Origin of the sequence: Bacillus sp. FSL R5-0512 (assembly GCF_038593295.1) — a bacterium.
GTDB classification, from domain to species: Bacteria; Bacillota; Bacilli; order Bacillales; family Bacillaceae; genus Bacillus; species Bacillus safensis.
Map to the genome: position 1 here is coordinate 121,714 of NZ_CP151982.1, position 22,747 is coordinate 144,460.

Here is a 22,747-nt window from a genome sequence, read left to right on the forward strand (position 1 = left end):
AGTTATTTCGTCATTCATATAAAGAATGAAGTTGTTGAGTGGGAGGGGGATTCCCCTATTACCACATCACGGACTTTAAGGAGGTGTGTCTCGTGGCTAAAAAAGTAGTTAAAGTTGTTAAATTGCAAATTCCTGCTGGAAAAGCTAACCCAGCTCCACCAGTTGGACCTGCACTAGGTCAAGCCGGTGTTAATATCATGGGATTCTGTAAGGAGTTTAACGCTCGTACAGCTGACCAAGCTGGTCTTATCATTCCTGTTGAAATTTCGGTTTTTGAAGACCGTTCATTTACATTTATTACTAAAACTCCACCTGCTGCAGTTTTACTTAAAAAAGCAGCTGGTATTGAGTCTGGTTCTGGTGAACCTAACCGTAATAAAGTGGCAACTGTTAAGCGTGATAAAGTACGCGAAATCGCGGAAACAAAAATGCCTGACTTAAACGCTGCTAGCGTTGAATCAGCTATGCGCATGGTTGAAGGTACTGCACGCAGTATGGGTATTGTCATCGAAGATTAATTTTTTGTCTTGTTGGGTTGCGAGTTTGGTTTTGACAAGTTCGCAACCCTTATTCGTGGGAGGTTATTCCGCTAAAACCACATAAGGAGGATTTTTATAATGGCTAAAAAAGGTAAAAAGTATGTAGAAGCTGCTAAGCTGATCGATCGTACTAAAGCGTATGATGTAGCTGAAGCTGTTTCTCTTACAAAAAAAGCAAATACAGCTAAATTTGATGCGACTGTAGAAGTTGCTTTTCGTTTGGGCGTAGACCCTCGTAAAAACGATCAACAAATCCGCGGTGCAGTTGTACTTCCTAACGGAACTGGTAAAACTCAACGCGTTCTTGTGTTCGCTAAAGGCGAAAAAGCAAAAGAAGCAGAAGCTGCTGGAGCAGACTACGTTGGAGATTCTGATTACATCACTAAAATCCAACAAGGCTGGTTCGAATTCGATGTAATCGTTGCGACACCTGACATGATGGGTGAAGTTGGTAAGATCGGTCGTGTACTTGGACCAAAAGGTCTTATGCCAAACCCTAAAACAGGAACTGTAACGTTCGAAGTTGAAAAAGCAATCAATGAAATCAAAGCTGGTAAAGTAGAATACCGCGTTGATAAAGCTGGTAACATCCACGCGCCAATCGGAAAGGTTTCTTTCGAGGACGAAAAGCTTGTTGAGAACTTTGCAACAATCTATGACACAATCCTTAAAGCAAAACCTGCAGCGGCTAAAGGTGTATACGTGAAAAACGTTTCTGTTACATCTACTATGGGCCCTGGCGTGAAAGTGGATCCATCTTCTTTCTCTGCAAAATAATTCTTGACTTATGACAACCATTTTGATAATATCAAAATGTTGTAAAATAGAATAATGTCCATTTATACCGTAGACAGCAGGGGCCTTATGGCTTAAATAACCCGCCGAGGTGTATATGTCACAGTCTTACGTTAACGTATGCTTGTATATACAGCCTCCATGTCTTAATGGAGGCTTTTTATATGGAGAACCGTTCGTTAGGAACGTGATGGCCTGATCGGTATAAGTGTTACACAAAGAATGTACAGGAGGTGTAACCATGAGCAATGCAATCGATACTAAAAAAGTTGTCGTTGATGAAATTACTTCTAAATTTAAAGATAGTATGTCTACTGTCATTGTAGATTACCGCGGTCTTTCTGTTTCTGAAGTGACTGAACTTCGTAAACAGCTTCGTGAAGCTGGCGTAGAATTCAAAGTTTACAAAAACACTTTGACTCGCCGTGCAGTTGAACAAGTTGAACTAACGGGTTTAAACGATTTCTTAACAGGTCCAAACGCTATCGCATTCAGTAACGAAGATGTTATCGCACCTGCGAAAATCATCAACGAATTTGCGAAAAGCCACGAAGCTTTAGAAATCAAAGCTGGTGTCATCGAAGGAAACGTAGCGACTGTAGAAGAAGTGAAGGCTCTTGCGGAACTTCCGTCTCGCGAAGGCTTACTTTCTATGTTGCTTAGCGTTCTTCAAGCTCCAGTTCGTAATCTTGCTCTTGCTACTAAAGCAGTTGCAGATCAAAAAGAAGAACAAGGCGCTTAATGCGTACTTTACGTTTACGTAAAAAAACTTAAAATGGAGGAATTACAAATGGCTTTAAATATCGAAGAAATCATTGCTTCAGTTAAAGAAGCAACTGTACTTGAGTTAAACGACTTAGTAAAAGCAATCGAAGAAGAATTTGGCGTAACTGCTGCTGCTCCTGTAGCTGTAGCTGCTGGTGGCGGTGCTGCTGCTGAAGAAAAAACTGATTTTGATCTAGTACTTGCTGGTGCTGGAGACCAAAAAATCAAAGTTATCAAAGTGGTTCGTGAAATCACTGGTCTTGGCTTGAAAGAAGCTAAAGAACTTGTTGACAACACTCCAAAACCACTTAAAGAAGGTATTGCTAAAGAAGAAGCTGAAGAACTTAAAGCTAAGCTTGAAGAAGTTGGCGCTTCTGTAGAAGTTAAGTAATCTTCGCCTAATCTTTTGGGAAAGCTCGCTTTTACTGGCGGGCTTTTTCTTTTCTAATCTCCTGAAACGATTGAATCCAGAGGAGGTCCATTCACCATGAGTGACCACTATTATACGGAAAAGCCATCAGTGAAAAGCAATAAACAGACATGGGACTTCACCTTGAGAAACCGTACCTTTACTTTTACAAGTGACAGTGGAGTGTTTTCTAAGAAAGAAGTCGACTTTGGTTCAAGGCTTTTAATTGAAGCTTTCGAAGAACCTGATTTGGATGGCGATGTCTTAGATGTCGGTTGCGGTTATGGACCGATTGGCTTATCGTTAGCAAACGAAATGACTAGCCGTACCATTCATATGATTGATGTGAACGAAAGAGCAGTCGAACTTTCAAAGGAAAACGCTAAACATAATCGCATTGATAATGTCCGCATCTATCAAAGTGATTTGTTCTCGAATGTTCATTCCTCAGCTGCTTTTGCCTCTATACTGACCAATCCCCCAATACGGGCAGGGAAGAAAGTTGTACATGCGATCTTTGAAAAAAGTGCTGATCATTTATTGCCGGAAGGTGAGTTGTGGGTGGTTATTCAGAAGAAGCAAGGTGGACCATCTGCGATTGAAAAATTAGAGCAGCTCTTTGAAGAAGTCGAGGTTGTGCTGAAAAAAAAGGGCTACTATATAATCAAAGCTAAAAAAGTTTGACGCAGTTTCCTAGCTGTGTTAACATTATAAAATGCCAATGTGTATATTTTGCTTGATAGGCTTAAAAAACAACTATTTTGTATAAATTATGCATACTTGGGAAAACTAATAAAATCGGTATTTGTTTTTGGATGTGGTTTTCTTATTTTAGAAACCCTTTTTTCTTTTGTCTTGTAAAAGTATTTCTTTACTGACATTTGAAAGACAGAAATACTTTTTACACATATAATACGCATGATTTGAGGGGTGAATCAGTTGACAGGTCAACTAGTTCAGTATGGACGACACCGCCAGCGCAGAAGCTACGCACGCATAAGCGAAGTGTTAGAATTACCAAATCTCATTGAAATTCAAACCTCTTCTTATCAGTGGTTTCTTGATGAGGGTCTTAGAGAGATGTTTCAAGATATATCCCCAATTGAGGATTTTACTGGTAACCTTTCTCTTGAATTCATTGATTACAGCCTAGGGGATCCTAAGTATCCTGTAGCAGAATCAAAAGAACGTGATGTAACTTACTCTGCTCCACTAAGAGTAAAAGTTCGTTTAATTAACAAAGAAACTGGAGAAGTAAAAGACCAAGATGTGTTTATGGGTGATTTCCCAATCATGACAGACACAGGTACTTTTATCATTAATGGTGCGGAACGTGTAATCGTTTCTCAGTTAGTGCGTTCTCCAAGTGTATATTTCAGTGGTAAAGTAGACAAAAACGGTAAAAAAGGTTTTACTGCGACTGTCATTCCAAACCGTGGCGCATGGTTAGAATACGAAACTGATGCGAAGGATGTAGTCTATGTACGCATCGATCGCACACGTAAGTTGCCGGTTACGGTTCTTTTGCGTGCTCTCGGCTTCAGCTCTGATCAAGAGATTCTTGACCTCATTGGCGAGAATGAATACTTACGCAACACGCTGGAAAAAGACAATACAGAGAATGCAGATAAAGCACTTCTCGAAATCTACGAGCGCCTCCGTCCTGGAGAGCCGCCAACTGTTGAAAATGCGAAAAGCTTGCTAGACTCTCGCTTCTTCGATCCGAAGAGATATGACCTAGCAAATGTTGGACGCTACAAGATTAATAAGAAGCTTCATATTAAAAATAGACTGTTCAATCAAAAATTGGCTGAAACGTTAGTTGACCCTGAAACAGGTGAAATTCTAGCAGAAAAAGGTCATATTTTAGACAGAAGAGTTCTTGATAAAGTTCTTCCATACTTAGAAAACGGCATCGGATTTAGAAAGCTTTATCCTAATGGTGGCGTAGTAGAAGATGAAGTAGAACTTCAATCTATTAAGATTTATGCACCGACTGATCAAGAAGGCGAGCAAGTGATCAACGTGATTGGAAATGCATATGTAGAGGAAGCTGTGAAAAACATCACGCCTTCTGACATCATTGCATCAATCAGTTACTTCTTCAACCTTCTTCATGGTGTAGGTGACACAGATGATATCGACCACCTTGGTAACCGTCGTCTGCGTTCTGTAGGTGAACTTCTGCAAAACCAATTCCGTATTGGTTTAAGCAGAATGGAGCGTGTTGTTCGTGAAAGAATGTCGATTCAAGACACAAACACGATCACACCTCAGCAGCTGATCAACATTCGTCCTGTGATCGCTTCTATCAAAGAGTTCTTTGGTAGTTCTCAGCTTTCTCAGTTCATGGATCAAACAAACCCGCTTGCTGAATTGACGCACAAACGTCGTCTGTCAGCGCTTGGACCGGGTGGTTTGACACGTGAGCGTGCAGGAATGGAAGTTCGTGACGTTCACTACTCTCACTATGGACGTATGTGTCCGATTGAAACACCAGAGGGTCCAAACATTGGTTTGATCAACTCTCTATCTTCATTTGCAAAAGTGAATCGCTTCGGATTTATCGAAACACCTTACCGCCGGGTTGATCCTGAAACTGGTAAAGTGACACCGAGAATCGATTACTTAACTGCTGATGAAGAGGATAACTACGTAGTAGCACAAGCGAACGCTCAGTTAGCTGATGATGGTTCGTTTATCGATGATAATATCATTGCTCGTTTCAGAGGGGAAAACACCGTTGTTCCTCGAAACCGCGTTGACTACATGGACGTTTCGCCAAAGCAGGTTGTTTCTGCAGCGACAGCATGTATCCCATTCTTAGAAAACGATGACTCTAACCGTGCTCTAATGGGAGCAAACATGCAGCGTCAGGCTGTGCCTTTGATGCAGCCGGAATCACCAATTGTTGGTACAGGGATGGAGTACGTATCAGGTAAAGACTCTGGTGCTGCTGTCATCTGCCGCTATCCAGGTGTTGTAGAACGTGTAGAAGCAAAAAATATTTGGGTTCGCCGTTATGAAGACGTTGACGGACAACAAGTCAAAGGAAACCTAGACAAATACAGCCTGCTGAAATTTGTCCGCTCTAACCAAGGGACTTGCTACAACCAGCGCCCTATCGTAAGTGTTGGAGATGAAGTCGTTAAAGGAGAAATTCTTGCAGACGGACCTTCTATGGAAAAAGGTGAATTGGCTCTAGGACGTAACGTTATGGTCGGATTCATGACTTGGGACGGTTACAACTACGAGGATGCGATCATCATGAGTGAGCGCCTTGTAAAAGATGACGTCTACACGTCTATTCATATTGAAGAATATGAATCAGAAGCTCGTGATACAAAGCTTGGACCAGAAGAAATCACTCGTGATATTCCAAACGTTGGGGAAGATGCTTTACGCAACCTTGACGAGCGCGGAATCATCCGTATTGGTGCAGAAGTAAAAGACGGAGACCTTCTTGTAGGTAAAGTTACGCCTAAAGGTGTAACTGAACTAACAGCTGAAGAACGTCTATTACATGCAATCTTCGGTGAAAAGGCTCGTGAAGTTCGTGATACGTCACTGCGTGTTCCACACGGCGGCGGCGGAATTATCCACGATGTAAAAGTCTTCAACCGTGAAGATGGAGATGAATTACCTCCAGGTGTAAACCAATTAGTCCGCGTATACATCGTTCAGAAACGTAAGATTTCTGAAGGTGACAAAATGGCCGGACGACATGGTAACAAAGGGGTTATCTCTAAAATCCTTCCAGAAGAAGATATGCCTTATCTTCCAGACGGAACACCGATCGATATCATGTTGAACCCTCTAGGGGTACCATCTCGTATGAACATCGGTCAGGTACTTGAGCTTCATATGGGTATGGCTGCACGTTACCTTGGCATCCACATTGCGTCACCAGTATTTGATGGTGCGCGCGAGGAAGATGTTTGGGAAACGCTTGAAGAAGCAGGTATGTCCCGTGATGCGAAAACAGTCCTTTATGACGGTCGAACTGGTGAACCATTCGACAACCGTGTATCTGTCGGAATCATGTACATGATCAAACTGGCTCACATGGTTGACGATAAACTTCACGCTCGTTCAACTGGACCATACTCACTTGTTACGCAGCAGCCACTTGGCGGTAAAGCACAGTTTGGTGGTCAGCGTTTCGGAGAGATGGAAGTATGGGCACTTGAAGCTTACGGTGCAGCATATACACTTCAAGAGATCTTAACAGTTAAATCGGATGACGTTGTGGGTCGTGTGAAAACATACGAAGCCATCGTCAAAGGGGATAACGTACCTGAACCAGGTGTCCCTGAATCATTCAAAGTGTTAATCAAAGAACTTCAAAGTTTAGGTATGGATGTGAAAATCCTATCTGGCGATGAAGAAGAGATAGAAATGAGAGATTTAGAAGACGATGAGGAAACGAAGAAAGCAGACGGATTAGCGTTATCTAATGACGAAGATGCTGCAGACCTCGCACCTGTCGATCTTGAACGTGACGCAGTCACAAAAGAATAGCAGAAACGATTAGAGCAAGTGACTAGGGTATAACCCGAAGATTAAAAGGGAGGTAGGCCCCTTGCTAGATGTGAACAATTTTGAGTATATGAACATCGGTCTCGCATCACCTGATAAAATCCGTTCTTGGTCTTTTGGTGAAGTGAAAAAGCCTGAAACGATTAACTATCGTACACTGAAACCTGAAAAAGATGGTCTCTTTTGTGAACGTATCTTCGGACCGCAAAAAGACTGGGAATGTCATTGTGGGAAGTATAAACGCGTTCGGTATAAGGGTGTTGTATGTGACCGTTGTGGTGTAGAAGTAACACGGGCAAAAGTCCGTCGTGAGAGAATGGGGCATATCGAACTGGCTGCCCCAGTTTCCCACATTTGGTATTTCAAAGGTATCCCAAGCCGTATGGGTCTTGTTCTTGATATGTCACCACGTGCGTTAGAAGAAGTGATCTACTTCGCTTCTTACGTCGTGACAGATCCGGGCAACACACCGCTTGAGAAGAAACAACTTCTTTCTGAGAAAGAATTCCGTGCTTATTTAGATAAATACGGTAATACATTCCAAGCAGCTATGGGTGCAGAAGCAATCAACAAACTTCTTCAAGATATCGATCTTGTAAAAGAAGTAGATACACTGAAGGAAGAGCTGAAAACTGCTCAAGGACAGCGACGTACACGTGCGATCAAACGCCTTGAAGTGTTAGAAGCCTTCCGTAACTCAGGAAACAAACCATCTTGGATGATTCTTGATGTACTTCCGGTTATTCCGCCAGAATTACGTCCAATGGTTCAGCTTGATGGTGGACGTTTTGCTACTTCTGACTTGAACGACCTTTATCGTCGTGTCATCAACCGTAACAATCGTCTGAAGCGTTTATTAGATCTTGGCGCGCCAAGCATCATCGTTCAGAACGAGAAGCGTATGCTTCAAGAAGCTGTCGATGCCTTGATTGATAATGGACGTAGAGGCCGACCAGTAACAGGACCAGGAAATCGACCATTGAAATCTCTTTCTCACATGCTGAAAGGGAAACAAGGACGTTTCCGTCAAAACTTGCTTGGTAAACGTGTTGACTATTCTGGACGTTCCGTTATCGTCGTAGGACCACATTTGAAAATGTATCAGTGTGGACTTCCGAAAGAAATGGCTCTTGAATTATTCAAACCATTCGTGATGAAGGAGCTTGTTGAAAAAGGATTAGCTCACAACATCAAGAGTGCGAAGCGTAAAATTGAGCGCGTGCAGCCGGAAGTATGGGATGTTTTAGAATCAGTTATTCGTGAGCATCCAGTCTTACTAAACCGTGCACCGACTCTTCACAGACTTGGTATTCAAGCGTTTGAACCTACACTTGTGGAAGGACGCGCAATTCGTCTTCATCCACTTGTATGTACAGCCTACAACGCTGACTTTGACGGTGACCAAATGGCGGTTCACGTACCATTATCTGCTGAAGCTCAAGCTGAAGCTCGTATCTTAATGCTTGCTGCTCAAAACATTTTGAACCCGAAAGATGGAAAACCAGTTGTTACGCCATCTCAGGATATGGTGCTTGGTAACTACTACCTTACACTTGAGCGCAAAGGTGCTATCGGAGAAGGTATGGTCTTCAAAGATACTGACGAAGCCCTTCTAGCTTATCAAAATGGTTATGTGCATCTTCATACACGTGTAGCTGTTGCAGCTAGCTCGTTGAAGAATGTGACATTCACTGATGAACAGCGTTCTAAATTGTTGATTACAACAGTTGGAAAACTGATCTTTAACGAAATCTTACCGGAATCATTCCCATACATGAATGAGCCGACAAAGAGCAATATTGAAGAAAAAACACCTGATCGTTTCTTCCTTGAAAAAGGTGAGGATGTAAAAGCTGCGATCGAGAAACAAGAAATTAATGCGCCGTTCAAAAAAGGTATTTTAGGGAAAATCATTGCGGAAATCTTTAAGAGATTCCATATCACTGAGACATCTAAAATGCTTGACCGCATGAAAAATCTTGGTTTCAGATACTCTACTAAAGCCGGTATTACGGTTGGTGTGTCTGATATCGTCGTATTAGATGATAAGCAGCAAATTCTTGAAGAAGCACAAGCAAAAGTAGATAACGTCATGAAGCAATTCAGACGTGGTTTGATTACTGAAGAAGAGCGTTATGAGAGAGTTATTTCAATCTGGAGTTCTTCTAAAGATGTCATCCAAGGTAAACTGATGAAGTCCCTTGATGAAGTCAACCCAATCTACATGATGAGTGACTCTGGAGCGCGTGGTAACGCGTCTAACTTCACTCAGCTGGCTGGTATGCGTGGTCTGATGGCCAACCCGGCTGGACGTATCATCGAACTTCCGATTAAATCTAGTTTCCGTGAAGGTTTAACCGTATTGGAATACTTTATTTCCACTCACGGTGCGCGTAAAGGTCTTGCCGATACAGCCCTTAAAACAGCTGACTCAGGTTACCTCACGCGTCGTCTCGTTGACGTTGCACAGGATGTTATCATCCGTGAAACAGATTGCGGTACAGACCGTGGAATCTTGGCGAAGTCCATTAAAGAAGGAAATGAAATTATTGAGAAACTTGAAGAACGTCTGATCGGACGTTTTGCGAGAAAACCAATTGTTCATCCTGAAACAGGCGAAGTCATTGTAGCCGAAAACGAACTAATTGATGAAGATAAAGCACTTGAAGTAGTTGAAGCAGGAATTGAGGAAGTATGGATCCGTTCAGCATTTACATGTAACACGCCTCATGGTGTATGTAAACGATGCTACGGCCGTAACCTTGCAACTGGTACTGACGTTGAAGTCGGTGAAGCGGTTGGAATCATCGCTGCACAATCAATCGGTGAGCCAGGAACACAGCTTACAATGCGTACGTTCCACACCGGTGGGGTAGCAGGAGACGATATCACTCAAGGTTTACCTCGTATCCAAGAGCTATTTGAAGCGCGTAATCCGAAAGGGCAAGCGACAATTTCTGAAATTGATGGTGTCGTTGCTGAAATTAACGATGTTCGTGACAAGCAGCAGGAAATTGTGGTTCAAGGCGAAGTTGAAACTCGCTCATACACAGCTCCTTACAATGCACGTCTGAAAGTTGTTGAAGGTGACGCAGTCACTCGTGGTCAAGTACTTACAGAAGGTTCAATCGATCCGAAAGAACTTCTTAAAGTGACTGACATGACAGCTGTTCAAGAATATCTGCTTCATGAAGTACAAAAAGTATACCGTATGCAAGGGGTAGAAATCGGAGATAAGCACGTAGAGGTAATGGTTCGCCAAATGCTTCGTAAAGTGCGTGTCGCTGATGCAGGGGATACAGATGTATTACCAGGCACACTTCTTGATGTACATCAATTCACTGAAGCAAACAAAAAAGTACTATTCGAAGGCAAACGTCCTGCAACAGGCCGTCCAGTTCTTCTTGGTATTACAAAAGCTTCACTTGAAACAGACTCATTCTTGTCTGCGGCATCCTTCCAAGAAACGACTCGTGTCCTAACAGATGCGGCGATCAAAGGAAAACGTGATGAACTGCTTGGCTTGAAAGAGAATGTGATCATCGGTAAACTTGTTCCTGCTGGAACGGGAATGCCAAACTACCGTAAAGTTAAGCCGGTTTCGCAAGTGCAGCCGTCTGACGACATGGTTCCTGTAGAGTAATCTTTCTCGTGAGATTCCTATAAAATCATCAAAAAATGGTGAAGGATGTCAAGATAATCTGTCATACGATATTGACATCCTTCTGCCATGATGATAATATAACCAAGGTGCTCAAAATAAAACCTGTTACTTTGGAGGATATTCGATGTCTTATGATAAAGTATCACAGGCTCAATCCATTATTATTGGTACGAAGCAAACAGTAAAAGCTCTGAAACGAGATTCAGTTAAGGAAGTCGTCGTAGCGAAAGATGCTGATCCTGCTTTAACCGCTAGTGTATTGAAACTAGCGCAAGAGAAGGGTGTAGACATCTTAGTGGTAGATTCCATGAAAAAGCTCGGCAAGGCCTGCGGAATTGAAGTTGGGGCAGCAGCTGTTGCCATTATGTTATAGCGTACTTGTTTTGTTTTTGCATGTATAAAATGCAAAAGCATTGTTTTTTGCCTTTTGATGAACCACCTGGGTATGTGGGTTATAAAAAAAGTAATGAAGGGAGGAATAACAACATGCCTACAATTAATCAGCTAATACGCAAAGGACGCGTGAGTAAAGTTGAAAACTCAAAGTCACCTGCACTTAACAAAGGATACAACAGTTTCAAAAAAGAGCACACTAACGTAACATCTCCACAGAAGCGCGGGGTTTGTACTCGTGTCGGTACAATGACACCGAAAAAACCAAACTCAGCACTACGTAAATATGCTCGTGTACGTTTGTCTAACCTGATTGAGGTAACAGCTTACATTCCTGGTATCGGACATAACCTACAAGAGCACAGTGTAGTACTTATCCGTGGCGGACGTGTAAAAGACTTACCGGGTGTACGTTACCACATCGTTCGTGGTGCGCTTGATACTGCCGGAGTTGACGGTCGTATGCAAGGACGTTCTAAATACGGAACAAAACGCCCTAAACAAAGCAAATAATACAAACAAACATAAGGGTTTTTAGAAGTTGATATCAGATCAGTGGAGTCAGGCAGCTGACAATGATATTGAGATGAGAGACAGATAGAAATCCTTTTAAAAGAGAAGGGAGGCTATTCAGATGCCACGTAAAGGTCCTGTAGCAAAAAGAGACGTATTGCCAGATCCAATTTACAATTCTAAACTTGTATCTCGTTTGATCAACAAAATGATGATCGACGGTAAAAGAGGAAAGTCACAAACAATCCTCTACAAGTCATTTGATATCATCAAAGAACGTACTGGTAATGAAGCGATGGAGGTTTTCGAACAAGCCTTGAAAAACATCATGCCAGTTCTTGAAGTTAAAGCACGTCGTGTAGGTGGAGCTAACTACCAAGTTCCTGTAGAAGTTCGCCCAGACCGTCGTACTACTTTAGGTCTTCGCTGGTTAGTAAACTATGCTCGTCTTCGTGGAGAAAAAACGATGGAAGAGCGTCTTGCTAACGAAATCCTTGACGCAGCTAACAACACTGGTGCTGCTGTTAAGAAACGTGAAGACACACACAAAATGGCAGAAGCGAACAAAGCATTCGCTCACTACCGCTGGTAGGATTTATACCAAACTAAAAAAACTATTCCCTAATGAGGAAGGAGAAATTACCCAATGGCAAGAGAGTTCTCCTTAGACAAAACTCGTAATATTGGTATCATGGCTCACATCGATGCCGGTAAAACGACAACGACTGAGCGTATCTTGTACTACACTGGTCGTATCCATAAAATTGGTGAAACTCACGAAGGAGCTTCACAAATGGACTGGATGGAGCAGGAGCAAGAACGTGGTATTACAATCACTTCTGCTGCTACTACAGCACAATGGAAAGGTTACCGTGTAAACATCATCGATACACCAGGACACGTAGACTTCACTGTTGAAGTTGAACGTTCTTTACGTGTACTTGATGGTGCGGTTGCTGTCCTTGATGCACAATCAGGTGTAGAGCCACAAACTGAAACAGTTTGGCGCCAAGCAACAACTTACGGAGTACCTCGTATCGTATTCGTTAACAAAATGGATAAAACCGGTGCGGACTTCCTTTACTCTGTAAGCACATTAAGAGATCGTCTTCAAGCGAACGCTCATGCAATTCAATTGCCGATCGGCGCTGAAGATCAATTCGAAGGAATCATCGACCTTGTAGAAAACGTAGCATACTTCTACGAAGATGACCTTGGAACTCGCTCTGATGCACAAGAAATCCCTGCTGAGTATAAAGACAAAGCTGAAGAGCTTCGCAGCAGCCTAATTGAAGCTGTCGCTGAGCTTGATGAAGAGCTTATGGAAAAATACCTTGAGGGTGAAGAAATCACAATTCCTGAATTGAAAGCTGCAATCCGTAAAGGAACATTGAATGTTGAATTCTACCCAGTTCTTGTTGGATCTGCTTTCAAAAACAAAGGTGTTCAGCTTGTACTTGATGCTGTGCTTGACTACCTGCCTGCACCAACTGATGTTGCTGCAATTAAAGGTATCCTGCCAGATTCAAATGAAGAGGTTGTTCGTGAGTCTACTGATGACGCACCATTCGCAGCTCTTGCATTTAAAGTTATGACTGACCCTTATGTTGGGAAACTAACTTTCTTCCGCGTATACTCTGGAACACTTGATTCTGGTTCATACGTGAAGAACTCTTCTAAGAACAAGCGTGAACGTGTTGGACGTATCCTTCAAATGCACGCAAACAGCCGTGAAGAAATCTCTACTGTATATGCAGGGGATATCGCAGCAGCTGTAGGTCTTAAAGATACATCTACTGGTGATACTCTTTGTGACGAGAAAAATCTTGTTATCCTTGAGTCTATGGAATTCCCAGAGCCAGTTATCGATGTAGCTATTGAGCCTAAATCTAAGGCTGACCAAGATAAAATGAGTATCGCTTTAGCTAAACTAGCTGAAGAGGATCCAACATTCCGTACACAAACAAACCCTGAAACTGGTCAAACGATCATCTCTGGTATGGGTGAGCTTCACCTTGATATCATTGTTGACCGTATGAAGCGTGAGTTCAAGGTTGAAGCTAACGTAGGTGCTCCTCAAGTTGCGTACCGTGAAACATTCCGTTCTGGTGCAAAAGTTGAAGGTAAATTCGTACGTCAGTCTGGTGGACGCGGTCAGTTCGGACACGTTTGGATTGAATTCGAACCAAACGAAGAAGGCGCAGGATTCGAATTTGAAAATGCAATCGTCGGTGGGGTTGTTCCACGTGAATACATCCCAGCAATTCAAGCAGGTCTTGAAGATTCACTTGAAAATGGTGTATTAGCTGGATTCCCATTAATCGACATCAAAGCAAAATTATTTGATGGATCTTACCACGATGTTGACTCTAACGAAATGGCGTTCAAAATTGCTGCATCTATGGCATTGAAAAATGCTGTCAGCAAATGTAACCCAGTTCTACTTGAGCCAATGATGAAAGTGGAAGTTGTTATCCCTGAAGAATACATGGGAGACATCATGGGTGATATCACATCTCGTCGTGGACGTGTAGAAGGTATGGAAGCTCGCGGTAACGCTCAAGTTGTTCGCGCTATGGTTCCACTTTCTGAAATGTTCGGATATGCTACTGCACTCCGTTCTAACACACAAGGACGCGGTACTTTCACTATGCACATGGATCACTACGAAGAAGTGCCTAAGAGCATCAGTGAAGAAATCATCAAAAAAAATAAAGGTGAATAATTGATTTTGCCTTTAAACTAAAGTATAACTACTATTGAAGATCAGAAAGTGAGAGGTAACTCTTCACTTTCTATCACTCTATACCAAATACAATGAACCTTTAAGGAGGATTTTTAGAATGGCTAAAGAAAAATTCGACCGTTCCAAATCGCATGCTAACATTGGTACAATTGGACACGTTGACCATGGTAAAACAACTCTAACTGCTGCTATCTCAACAGTTCTTCATAAGAAATCTGGTAAAGGTACAGCTATGGCTTATGACCAAATCGATGGTGCTCCAGAAGAGCGCGAGCGTGGAATCACAATCTCAACTGCACACGTTGAGTATGAAACTGAAACTCGTCACTATGCACACGTAGACTGCCCAGGACACGCTGACTATGTTAAAAACATGATCACTGGTGCTGCTCAAATGGACGGCGCGATCTTAGTAGTATCTGCTGCTGATGGTCCAATGCCACAAACACGTGAGCACATCCTACTTTCTCGTAACGTAGGTGTACCATACATCGTAGTATTCCTTAACAAATGTGACATGGTTGACGATGAAGAGTTACTTGAACTTGTTGAAATGGAAGTTCGTGACCTTCTTTCTGACTATGACTTCCCTGGTGACGATGTACCAGTTATCAAAGGTTCTGCTCTTAAAGCTCTTGAAGGAGATGCTGATTACGAAGCAAAAATCTTTGAACTTATGGATGCGGTTGATGAGTACATCCCAACTCCAGAGCGTGACACTGAGAAGCCATTCATGATGCCAGTTGAGGACGTATTCTCAATCACTGGTCGTGGAACAGTTGCTACTGGTCGTGTTGAGCGTGGACAAGTTAAAGTCGGTGACGAAGTTGAAATCATCGGTCTTCAAGAAGAAAACGGTAAAACAACTGTTACAGGTGTTGAAATGTTCCGTAAACTTCTTGACTACGCTGAAGCTGGTGACAACATCGGTGCACTACTTCGTGGTGTATCTCGTGAAGATATCCAACGTGGTCAAGTACTTGCTAAACCAGGTACAATCACTCCACACAGCCGTTTCAAAGCTGAAGTTTATGTACTTTCTAAAGAAGAGGGTGGACGTCATACTCCATTCTTCGCTAACTACCGTCCGCAGTTCTACTTCCGTACAACTGACGTAACTGGTATCGTACATCTTCCAGAAGGTACTGAAATGGTAATGCCTGGCGATAACACTGAGATGGAAGTTGAACTTATCTCTACTATCGCTATCGAAGAAGGAACTCGTTTCTCTATCCGTGAGGGTGGACGTACTGTAGGTTCTGGTGTCGTTTCAACTATCATTAAGTAATAAACATACAAAAGAGACTCCTTGCAAAAGGGTCTCTTTTTTTGCTTTTCCAGATCAGAACGGCTACTATAAGCTATAGAATCTAAATGGAACCGAGAGGATCGCTGGAATGGTAAAGACATATTTGAAAAAATGGTCGATCGGCGGGATTGACCAATGGATTATGATTAAAGAAGACCAGACGAGTGAAACGAAGCCTGTACTTTTATTTTTACACGGCGGGCCCGGCTCGGCTCAAATCAGTTATATTGATTCCTTTCACGGGGAACTTGATCAGGACTTTACAGTTGTCCATTGGGATCAGAGAGGTGCAGGACTTTCCTATCAAGAGAATCTTCCCGATGCATCGATGACCATTCAGCAATTTATTGAAGACACGATTGAACTGACAGAGAAGCTTCTAACTTATCTAGGTCATTCAAAATTGTATATCGCAGGATACTCGTGGGGATCATTAATTGCCATACAAGCAGTACATAAGCGTCCAGATCTTTATCATGCATATTACGGGATTAGTCAGGTAGTAGATGTGTTAAAGGAAGATATCGTATCGTACGAGCTCCTTTTGAAGAAATATCATCGCAATCGTCTGTTTACTGGGTGTCTGCGATTACTGACGCCCCCTCCATGGAAACGGACATCAGCTCATGCCTTGTTTTCTCTATATAAAGAGTTTGCGAGCGTAGGTCTCACACATAGATGGAAACCGGTTTTTCAAATGCTAAAAGGGTTTCTTTTTAGTAAGCAATATCAGCTTAAAGATAAATGGAAGTTCATGAAAGGACAGAAGTTTAGTCAAGACAAGCTATGGGATCAGCTAATGAATGAGAGTATTCAATTCCGAGTTTCTACTATATTAATACCGTGCTACTTTCTCATTGGCGATCACGACATGATTACACCAGCTGCTGTATCAAAACCATATGTTGATCAATTAAAAGCACCAATCAAAGAATGGTTTACCTTTAAAGACTCTGCACATTCCCCGCACATTGAGGAACCAGATGAATTTATACGTATCATAAGAAAGACTGCTATACATCATCTTCAGGGAAAGCTTGATTTATAGGCTGAATCCCTGTATAATATGAAAAGTGTGCAAATCATAAATTTATCCGATTTATTATTGCAACACGCAGGCCAATTTGGTACAATAGTGCATGTTGGTCTTTGACTGCGATGAAGTGAGAGGTTGCTGACACACCCGGCCGCTTTGCCATGGCGAGGTGATCAGGTTTTTCTCACGGAGAACTGTCTAACGTAAGTAGGCGAAAAGGAGGGAAAATAATGGCAAAACAAAAAATTCGTATTCGTTTAAAAGCATATGATCATAGAATTCTTGATCAATCTGCTGAGAAGATTGTTGAAACGGCTAAGCGTTCTGGTGCTAGTGTATCTGGTCCAATTCCGCTTCCAACTGAAAAATCAGTTTACACAATCCTTCGTGCGGTGCATAAGTACAAAGATTCTCGTGAGCAATTCGAGATGCGTACTCACAAACGTCTAATCGACATCGTGAATCCAACTCCGCAAACAGTTGATGCACTTATGCGTTTAGATTTACCATCTGGTGTAGATATCGAAATCAAACTTTAATTCAAATAGAAAACACATATTATAGGAGGTGTGACGAATGACCAAAGGAATCTTAGGTAGAAAAATTGGTATGACGCAAGTATTCGCAGAAAACGGTGATCTTATCCCTGTAACTGTTGTTGAGGCTGCTGCTAACGTTGTTCTTCAAAAGAAGACTGTTGACACGGATGGCTATGAAGCAATCCAAATCGGTTTTGATGACAAACGTGAAAAGCTTTCTAACAAACCAGAGAAAGGCCACGTTGCTAAAGCGGAAACTGCTCCTAAGCGCTTCGTAAAAGAATTACGCGGTGCGGAGTTAGATGCGTATGAAGTTGGTCAGGAAGTCAAAGTTGATATTTTCGCAAATGGAGATATCGTAGATGTAACAGGAACATCAAAAGGTAAAGGATTCCAAGGGGCTATCAAACGCCACGGACAATCACGCGGACCAATGACTCACGGTTCACGTTACCACCGTCGTCCTGGTTCAATGGGACCTGTTGATCCAAACCGTGTATTCAAAGGTAAACTTCTTCCAGGTCGTATGGGCGGAGAGCAAATTACTGTCCAAAACCTTGAGATCGTTAAAGTTGATGCAGAACGCAATCTTCTATTGATCAAAGGAAACGTACCAGGCGCTAAAAAATCTCTAGTAACTGTAAAGAGTGCAGTTAAATCTAAATAACTCTCTTAGGAAAGGAGGAAACAAGTCATGCCAAAAGTAGCATTATATAACCAAAACGGTTCTACTAACGGTGAAATCGAATTAAACGCTTCTGTGTTTGGAATCGAGCCAAACGAAAGCGTAGTATTCGATGCTATTCTTATGCAAAGAGCTTCCTTACGTCAAGGAACTCACAAAGTAAAAACTCGTTCTGAAGTACGTGGCGGAGGTCGTAAGCCTTGGAGACAGAAGGGTACAGGTCGTGCTCGTCAAGGTTCTATCCGTTCACCACAATGGCGCGGAGGCGGTATCGTATTCGGTCCAACACCACGCAGTTATTCTTATAAATTACCTAAAAAAGTTCGCCGCTTGGCTATCAAGTCAGTATTGTCTTCTAAAGTAATCGACAACAACATCATCGTTCTTGAAGATCTGACTCTTGATGCAGTGAAAACGAAAGAATTCGCAGGCATCCTTAAAGGATTATCTGTCGAGAAGAAAGCGTTGATCGTCACTGCGGATGCAAACGAAACAGTTGCTTTATCTGCTCGTAACATCCCTGGAGTAACAGTTGTTGAAGCTAACGGTATCAACGTTCTTGACGTTGTCAACCACGACAAACTTCTGATCACTAAAGCAGCGGTTGAAAAAGTAGAGGAGGGACTTGCATAATGAAAGATCCTCGTGATGTTCTAAAGCGCCCTATCATTACTGAACGTTCTGCTGATCTAATGACAGAGAAGAAGTACACGTTCGAAGTTGATGTCAGAGCTAACAAAACAGAAGTGAAAGACGCTGTTGAAGAAATCTTTGGAGTGAAAGTTGAGAAAGTCAACGTTCAAAACTACAAAGGAAAATCAAAACGCGTTGGACGCTACACTGGTATGACTAGCCGTCGCAGAAAAGCGATCGTGAAATTAACTGCTGACAGCAAAGAAATCGAAATTTTTGAAGCGTAAATCTTAAAAAGAAGGAGGGAAATTCAAAATGGCGATTAAAAAGTATAAACCAACCAGTAATGGTCGTCGTGGCATGACTACTTCAGATTTTGCTGAAATCACGACTGACAAACCAGAAAAATCGTTGCTTGCACCGCTACACAAAAAAGGCGGACGTAACAACCAAGGTAGATTGACTGTTCGTCATCAAGGTGGCGGTCACAAACGTCAATACCGTATCATCGACTTTAAGCGTGATAAAGACGGTATACCTGGACGCGTTGCTACAATCGAGTATGATCCAAACCGTTCAGCTAACATCGCTCTTGTAAACTATGCAGATGGTGAGAAACGTTACATTCTTGCTCCGAAAGGAATCCAAGTTGGTACTGAAGTTACTTCTGGACCAGAAGCTGACATCAAACCAGGTAATGCTCTTCCACTTATCAACATCCCAGTTGGTACAGTTGTGCATAACATTGAATTAAAACCAGGTAAAGGTGGACAATTAGTTCGTTCTGCTGGTACTTCTGCTCAAGTTCTTGGTAAAGAAGGTAAATACGTTCTTGTACGTTTGAACTCAGGAGAAGTTCGCATGATTCTTTCTGCTTGCCGTGCGACTATCGGTCAAGTTGGAAACGAGCAACACGAATTAATCAACATCGGTAAAGCTGGACGTTCTCGCTGGAAAGGCGTACGCCCAACAGTTCGTGGTTCTGTAATGAACCCTAACGATCACCCACACGGTGGTGGTGAAGGACGCGCTCCAATCGGACGTAAATCACCAATGTCTCCATGGGGTAAACCGACTCTTGGATTCAAGACTCGTAAGAAAACCAACAAGTCTGATAAATTCATTGTACGTCGTCGTAAAAACAAGTAACGGGGTTGTCTACGGTTCATTTAGGACCGTAGTTCAATCACGAAGGGAGGTTCCACAATGGCTCGCAGCTTAAAAAAAGGACCATTTGTTGATGATCATTTGATGGCTAAAGTCGAGAAATTGAATGAAACTGACAAAAAGCAAGTCGTAAAAACTTGGTCTCGTCGTTCTACAATTTTCCCACAATTCATCGGTCACACAATCGCTGTCTATGATGGACGCAAACATGTACCTGTTTTCATTTCTGAAGATATGGTAGGTCACAAATTGGGCGAATTCGCACCAAGCCGTACTTACAAAGGTCATGCTAGTGACGATAAAAAAACAAGACGCTAATGAGAGGAGGCTTTTAAATGCAAGCTAAAGCTGTCGCAAGAACAGTCCGTATTGCTCCTCGTAAAGCACGTCTAGTAATGGACCTGATCCGAGGTAAGCAAGTAGGAGAAGCAGTTTCTATCTTAAACCTTACACCTAAGGCTGCTTCACCAATTATTGAAAAAGTATTAAAATCTGCTATCGCAAACGCTGAGCACAACTACGAGTTGGACGCTAACAGCCTAGTGATTACTCAAGCATTCGTTGACGAAGGTCCAACACTTAAGAGATTCCGTCCACGTGCTATGGGTCGTGCGAGCGCAATTAACAAACGTACTAGCCACATTACAATCGTTGTATCAGAAAAGAAGGAGGGATAATCCGTGGGTCAAAAGGTAAATCCAGTAGGTCTTCGTATTGGCGTCATTCGTGATTGGGAATCTAAATGGTTCGCAGGAAAAGATTACGCTGACTTCTTACATGAAGACTTGAAAATCCGTGAATTCATCAGCAAGCGTTTGTCTGACGCGTCTGTTTCTAAAGTTGAAATCGAACGTGCTGCAAACCGCGTAAATATCACAATCCACACGGCTAAACCAGGTATGGTAATTGGTAAAGGCGGATCTGAAGTTGAAGCACTTCGTAAAGCTCTTAACAGCCTAACTGGCAAACGTGTACACATCAACATTCTTGAAATCAAGAGAGCAGATCTTGATGCTCAGCTAGTTGCTGAAAACATCGCTCGTCAACTTGAAAACCGTATTTCATTCCGTCGTGCACAAAAACAAACAATCCAACGCACAATGCGTGCTGGAGCACAAGGAATCAAAACAATGGTTTCTGGTCGTCTTGGCGGTGCAGATATTGCTCGTTCTGAATATTACAGTGAAGGTACTGTTCCATTGCACACACTTCGTGCTGACATCGACTATGCTACTGCTGAAGCTGACACTACTTATGGTAAGCTTGGCGTAAAAGTATGGATCTATCGTGGAGAAGTCCTTCCAACTAAGAAGAATACTGCGGAAGGAGGAAAATAATATGTTATTGCCAAAACGCGTGAAGTATCGCAGAGAACATCGTGGAAAAATGCGTGGTCGTGCAAAAGGCGGTACTGAAGTACATTTCGGTGAGTACGGTATCCAGGCTCTTGAAGCTTCTTGGATCACAAACCGTCAAATCGAAGCTGCTCGTATTGCTATGACTCGTTACATGAAACGTGGCGGTAAAGTTTGGATTAAAATTTTCCCTTCTAAGCCATACACAGCTAAACCTCTAGAGGTCCGCATGGGTTCCGGTAAAGGTGCTCCAGAAGGATGGGTAGCTGTAGTGAAACCGGGCAAAGTTTTATTTGAAATTTCTGGTGTGTCTGAAGAAGTTGCTCGTGAAGCTCTTCGTCTTGCATCTCACAAATTGCCAATTAAAACGAAGTTCGTAAAACGTGAAGAAATTGGTGGTGAATCAAATGAAAGCTAATGAAATTCGTGACCTTACCACTGCTGAAATTGAACAAAAAGTAAAGTCTCTTAAAGAAGAACTTTTCAATCTTCGTTTCCAATTAGCGACTGGGCAGCTTGAAAATACTGCTCGCATTCGTGAAGTGCGTAAATCAATCGCACGCATGAAAACTGTGATTCGTCAAAGAGAAATCGCTGCTAATAAATAATAATTAGAGGGGAGGCCCCGCAAACATGAGCGAACGTAACCAACGTAAAGTGTATCAAGGTCGTGTTGTTTCTGACAAAATGGATAAAACCATCACTGTTGTAGTTGAAACATACAAAAAGCATTCACTTTATGGCAAACGTGTAAGATACTCTAAGAAGTTCAAAGCACATGATGAAAACAACCAAGCAAAAATCGGAGACATCGTAAAGGTCATGGAAACTCGTCCTTTATCTGCGACTAAACGCTTTCGTCTAGTTGAAGTTGTCGAAGAAGCCGTTATTATCTAATAAAGTTCGGATTTCTTTTTCCGAAAGGAGGTAACATTAATGATTCAACAGGAGACTCGTTTAAAAGTAGCTGACAACTCTGGCGCACGCGAAGTACTAACGATTAAAGTTCTTGGTGGCTCTGGACGTAAAACGGCTAACATCGGTGATGTCATTGTTTGTACGGTTAAACAAGCAACACCTGGAGGCGTTGTCAAAAAAGGTGAAGTTGTGAAAGCAGTTATCGTTCGTACTAAGAGCGGAGCTCGCAGAAACGATGGATCTTACATCAGTTTCGACGAAAATGCATGTGTCATCATTCGTGACGACAAGAGCCCACGTGGAACTCGTATCTTCGGACCAGTAGCACGTGAACTTCGTGAAAACAACTATATGAAAATTGTTTCTCTAGCACCAGAAGTACTTTAATGAATACAATCCGCGACTCAAGGAGGTGCGATTAAATGCATGTTAAAAAGGGCGATAAAGTAGTGGTTATCTCTGGTAAAGATAAAGGTAAACAAGGTGTCATCCTTGCTGCTTTCCCTAAAAAGGAACGTGTTTTAGTAGAAGGTATTAACCTTGTGAAAAAACACTCTAAACCAACCCAAGCTAACCCTCAAGGCGGAATTTCTGAACAAGAAGCGCCGATCCACGTATCAAACGTAATGCCGCTTGATCCTAAAACGGGTGAAGTGACACGTGTTGGGTATAAAGTTGAGGACGGAAAGAAAGTCCGTGTAGCGAAAAAATCTGGGCAAGTTCTAGATAAATAGTAAATAAG

The 22,747-nt window shown here is 42.3% G+C and carries 26 protein-coding genes and 1 other annotated feature; all 26 genes read left to right on the forward strand.

Translation table 11 applies throughout. The features are described from left to right. Positions 1 to 92 precede the first annotated feature (92 nt). The 26 genes from rplK to rplX all read left to right on the forward strand — a co-directional run bounded on the left by rplK (position 93) and on the right by rplX (position 22,739). Positions 93 to 518, forward strand: a complete 426-nt coding sequence (gene rplK, locus NSQ25_RS00665; protein WP_003216956.1) for a 50S ribosomal protein L11 — start codon at positions 93 to 95, stop codon at positions 516 to 518. A gap of 99 nt (positions 519 to 617) precedes the next feature. Then, on the forward strand, positions 618 to 1,316 hold the full coding sequence (gene rplA, locus NSQ25_RS00670; RefSeq protein ID WP_017359164.1) for a 50S ribosomal protein L1: 699 nt from the start codon (positions 618 to 620) through the stop codon (positions 1,314 to 1,316). A 49-nt stretch (positions 1,317 to 1,365) separates the two neighbouring features. Then, positions 1,366 to 1,506, forward strand: a sequence feature (ribosomal protein L10 leader region). 69 nt (positions 1,507 to 1,575) lie between these two features. After that, a complete protein-coding gene (rplJ, locus tag NSQ25_RS00675; RefSeq protein ID WP_024425590.1) occupies positions 1,576 to 2,076 on the forward strand; it encodes a 50S ribosomal protein L10 in 501 nt (166 codons plus the stop codon). Between the two features lie 48 nt (positions 2,077 to 2,124). Further along, positions 2,125 to 2,490, forward strand: a complete 366-nt coding sequence (rplL, locus tag NSQ25_RS00680; RefSeq protein WP_008345418.1) for a 50S ribosomal protein L7/L12 — start codon at positions 2,125 to 2,127, stop codon at positions 2,488 to 2,490. A gap of 96 nt (positions 2,491 to 2,586) precedes the next feature. After that, positions 2,587 to 3,192, forward strand: coding sequence for a class I SAM-dependent methyltransferase (locus NSQ25_RS00685; RefSeq protein ID WP_034283897.1), 606 nt, complete (start codon positions 2,587 to 2,589; stop codon positions 3,190 to 3,192). 255 nt (positions 3,193 to 3,447) lie between these two features. Then, on the forward strand, positions 3,448 to 7,029 hold the full coding sequence (rpoB, locus tag NSQ25_RS00690) for a DNA-directed RNA polymerase subunit beta (protein WP_326136008.1): 3,582 nt from the start codon (positions 3,448 to 3,450) through the stop codon (positions 7,027 to 7,029). A 61-nt stretch (positions 7,030 to 7,090) separates the two neighbouring features. Beyond that, positions 7,091 to 10,690 carry a DNA-directed RNA polymerase subunit beta' gene (rpoC, locus tag NSQ25_RS00695; RefSeq protein ID WP_034283894.1) on the forward strand — a complete coding sequence of 1,200 codons (3,600 nt, stop codon included), beginning with the start codon at positions 7,091 to 7,093 and terminating at the stop codon, positions 10,688 to 10,690. Between the two features lie 145 nt (positions 10,691 to 10,835). Next, entirely contained in the window at positions 10,836 to 11,084 is a 249-nt protein-coding gene (locus NSQ25_RS00700) for a 50S ribosomal protein L7ae-like protein (RefSeq protein ID WP_024425593.1), read from the forward strand. A 113-nt stretch (positions 11,085 to 11,197) separates the two neighbouring features. Then, a complete protein-coding gene (rpsL, locus tag NSQ25_RS00705; RefSeq protein WP_003216962.1) occupies positions 11,198 to 11,617 on the forward strand; it encodes a 30S ribosomal protein S12 in 420 nt (139 codons plus the stop codon). 121 nt (positions 11,618 to 11,738) lie between these two features. Further along, the gene (gene rpsG, locus NSQ25_RS00710) at positions 11,739 to 12,209 is read left to right on the forward strand and encodes a 30S ribosomal protein S7 (RefSeq protein ID WP_003216884.1); all 471 of its coding nucleotides are present in this window, start codon (positions 11,739 to 11,741) and stop codon (positions 12,207 to 12,209) included. A gap of 54 nt (positions 12,210 to 12,263) precedes the next feature. Next, complete coding sequence (gene fusA, locus NSQ25_RS00715) at positions 12,264 to 14,342, forward strand: elongation factor G (protein WP_326136009.1); 2,079 nt, start codon at positions 12,264 to 12,266, stop codon at positions 14,340 to 14,342. A gap of 118 nt (positions 14,343 to 14,460) precedes the next feature. Beyond that, entirely contained in the window at positions 14,461 to 15,651 is a 1,191-nt protein-coding gene (gene tuf, locus NSQ25_RS00720; protein ID WP_034283892.1) for an elongation factor Tu, read from the forward strand. A 109-nt stretch (positions 15,652 to 15,760) separates the two neighbouring features. Next, positions 15,761 to 16,720, forward strand: coding sequence for an alpha/beta hydrolase (locus NSQ25_RS00725; RefSeq protein WP_326136010.1), 960 nt, complete (start codon positions 15,761 to 15,763; stop codon positions 16,718 to 16,720). Positions 16,721 to 16,938: 218 nt separating this feature from the next. After that, positions 16,939 to 17,247 carry a 30S ribosomal protein S10 gene (rpsJ, locus tag NSQ25_RS00730; protein ID WP_003156464.1) on the forward strand — a complete coding sequence of 103 codons (309 nt, stop codon included), beginning with the start codon at positions 16,939 to 16,941 and terminating at the stop codon, positions 17,245 to 17,247. A 37-nt stretch (positions 17,248 to 17,284) separates the two neighbouring features. After that, a complete protein-coding gene (gene rplC, locus NSQ25_RS00735; RefSeq protein ID WP_024425597.1) occupies positions 17,285 to 17,914 on the forward strand; it encodes a 50S ribosomal protein L3 in 630 nt (209 codons plus the stop codon). Between the two features lie 27 nt (positions 17,915 to 17,941). Beyond that, entirely contained in the window at positions 17,942 to 18,565 is a 624-nt protein-coding gene (gene rplD / locus NSQ25_RS00740) for a 50S ribosomal protein L4 (RefSeq protein WP_024425598.1), read from the forward strand. Continuing rightward, complete coding sequence (gene rplW, locus NSQ25_RS00745; RefSeq protein ID WP_003217016.1) at positions 18,565 to 18,852, forward strand: 50S ribosomal protein L23; 288 nt, start codon at positions 18,565 to 18,567, stop codon at positions 18,850 to 18,852. The genes rplD and rplW overlap by 1 nt, the downstream gene beginning before the upstream one ends. 28 nt (positions 18,853 to 18,880) lie before the next feature. Continuing rightward, positions 18,881 to 19,714, forward strand: coding sequence for a 50S ribosomal protein L2 (rplB, locus tag NSQ25_RS00750; RefSeq protein ID WP_024425599.1), 834 nt, complete (start codon positions 18,881 to 18,883; stop codon positions 19,712 to 19,714). 57 nt (positions 19,715 to 19,771) lie between these two features. Continuing rightward, the gene (rpsS, locus tag NSQ25_RS00755) at positions 19,772 to 20,050 is read left to right on the forward strand and encodes a 30S ribosomal protein S19 (RefSeq protein WP_003216920.1); all 279 of its coding nucleotides are present in this window, start codon (positions 19,772 to 19,774) and stop codon (positions 20,048 to 20,050) included. Positions 20,051 to 20,067: 17 nt separating this feature from the next. Continuing rightward, positions 20,068 to 20,409: a 50S ribosomal protein L22 gene (gene rplV, locus NSQ25_RS00760; RefSeq protein ID WP_007496316.1), complete on the forward strand. Its 342-nt coding sequence runs from the start codon at positions 20,068 to 20,070 to the stop codon at positions 20,407 to 20,409. 3 nt (positions 20,410 to 20,412) lie between these two features. Continuing rightward, complete coding sequence (gene rpsC, locus NSQ25_RS00765; RefSeq protein ID WP_003217241.1) at positions 20,413 to 21,069, forward strand: 30S ribosomal protein S3; 657 nt, start codon at positions 20,413 to 20,415, stop codon at positions 21,067 to 21,069. 1 nt (position 21,070) lies between these two features. Continuing rightward, positions 21,071 to 21,505 (forward strand): 50S ribosomal protein L16, encoded by a 435-nt coding sequence (gene rplP / locus NSQ25_RS00770; RefSeq protein WP_003156478.1) that lies wholly within the window; start codon positions 21,071 to 21,073, stop codon positions 21,503 to 21,505. Continuing rightward, entirely contained in the window at positions 21,495 to 21,695 is a 201-nt protein-coding gene (rpmC, locus tag NSQ25_RS00775; protein ID WP_003217155.1) for a 50S ribosomal protein L29, read from the forward strand. Before rplP ends, rpmC begins: the two co-directional genes overlap by 11 nt. 25 nt (positions 21,696 to 21,720) lie before the next feature. Continuing rightward, entirely contained in the window at positions 21,721 to 21,984 is a 264-nt protein-coding gene (gene rpsQ / locus NSQ25_RS00780) for a 30S ribosomal protein S17 (RefSeq protein WP_003216906.1), read from the forward strand. A 39-nt stretch (positions 21,985 to 22,023) separates the two neighbouring features. Continuing rightward, entirely contained in the window at positions 22,024 to 22,392 is a 369-nt protein-coding gene (gene rplN / locus NSQ25_RS00785) for a 50S ribosomal protein L14 (RefSeq protein ID WP_003216882.1), read from the forward strand. Between the two features lie 35 nt (positions 22,393 to 22,427). Then, a complete protein-coding gene (rplX, locus tag NSQ25_RS00790; RefSeq protein WP_008356538.1) occupies positions 22,428 to 22,739 on the forward strand; it encodes a 50S ribosomal protein L24 in 312 nt (103 codons plus the stop codon). Positions 22,740 to 22,747: the final 8 nt, after the last annotated feature.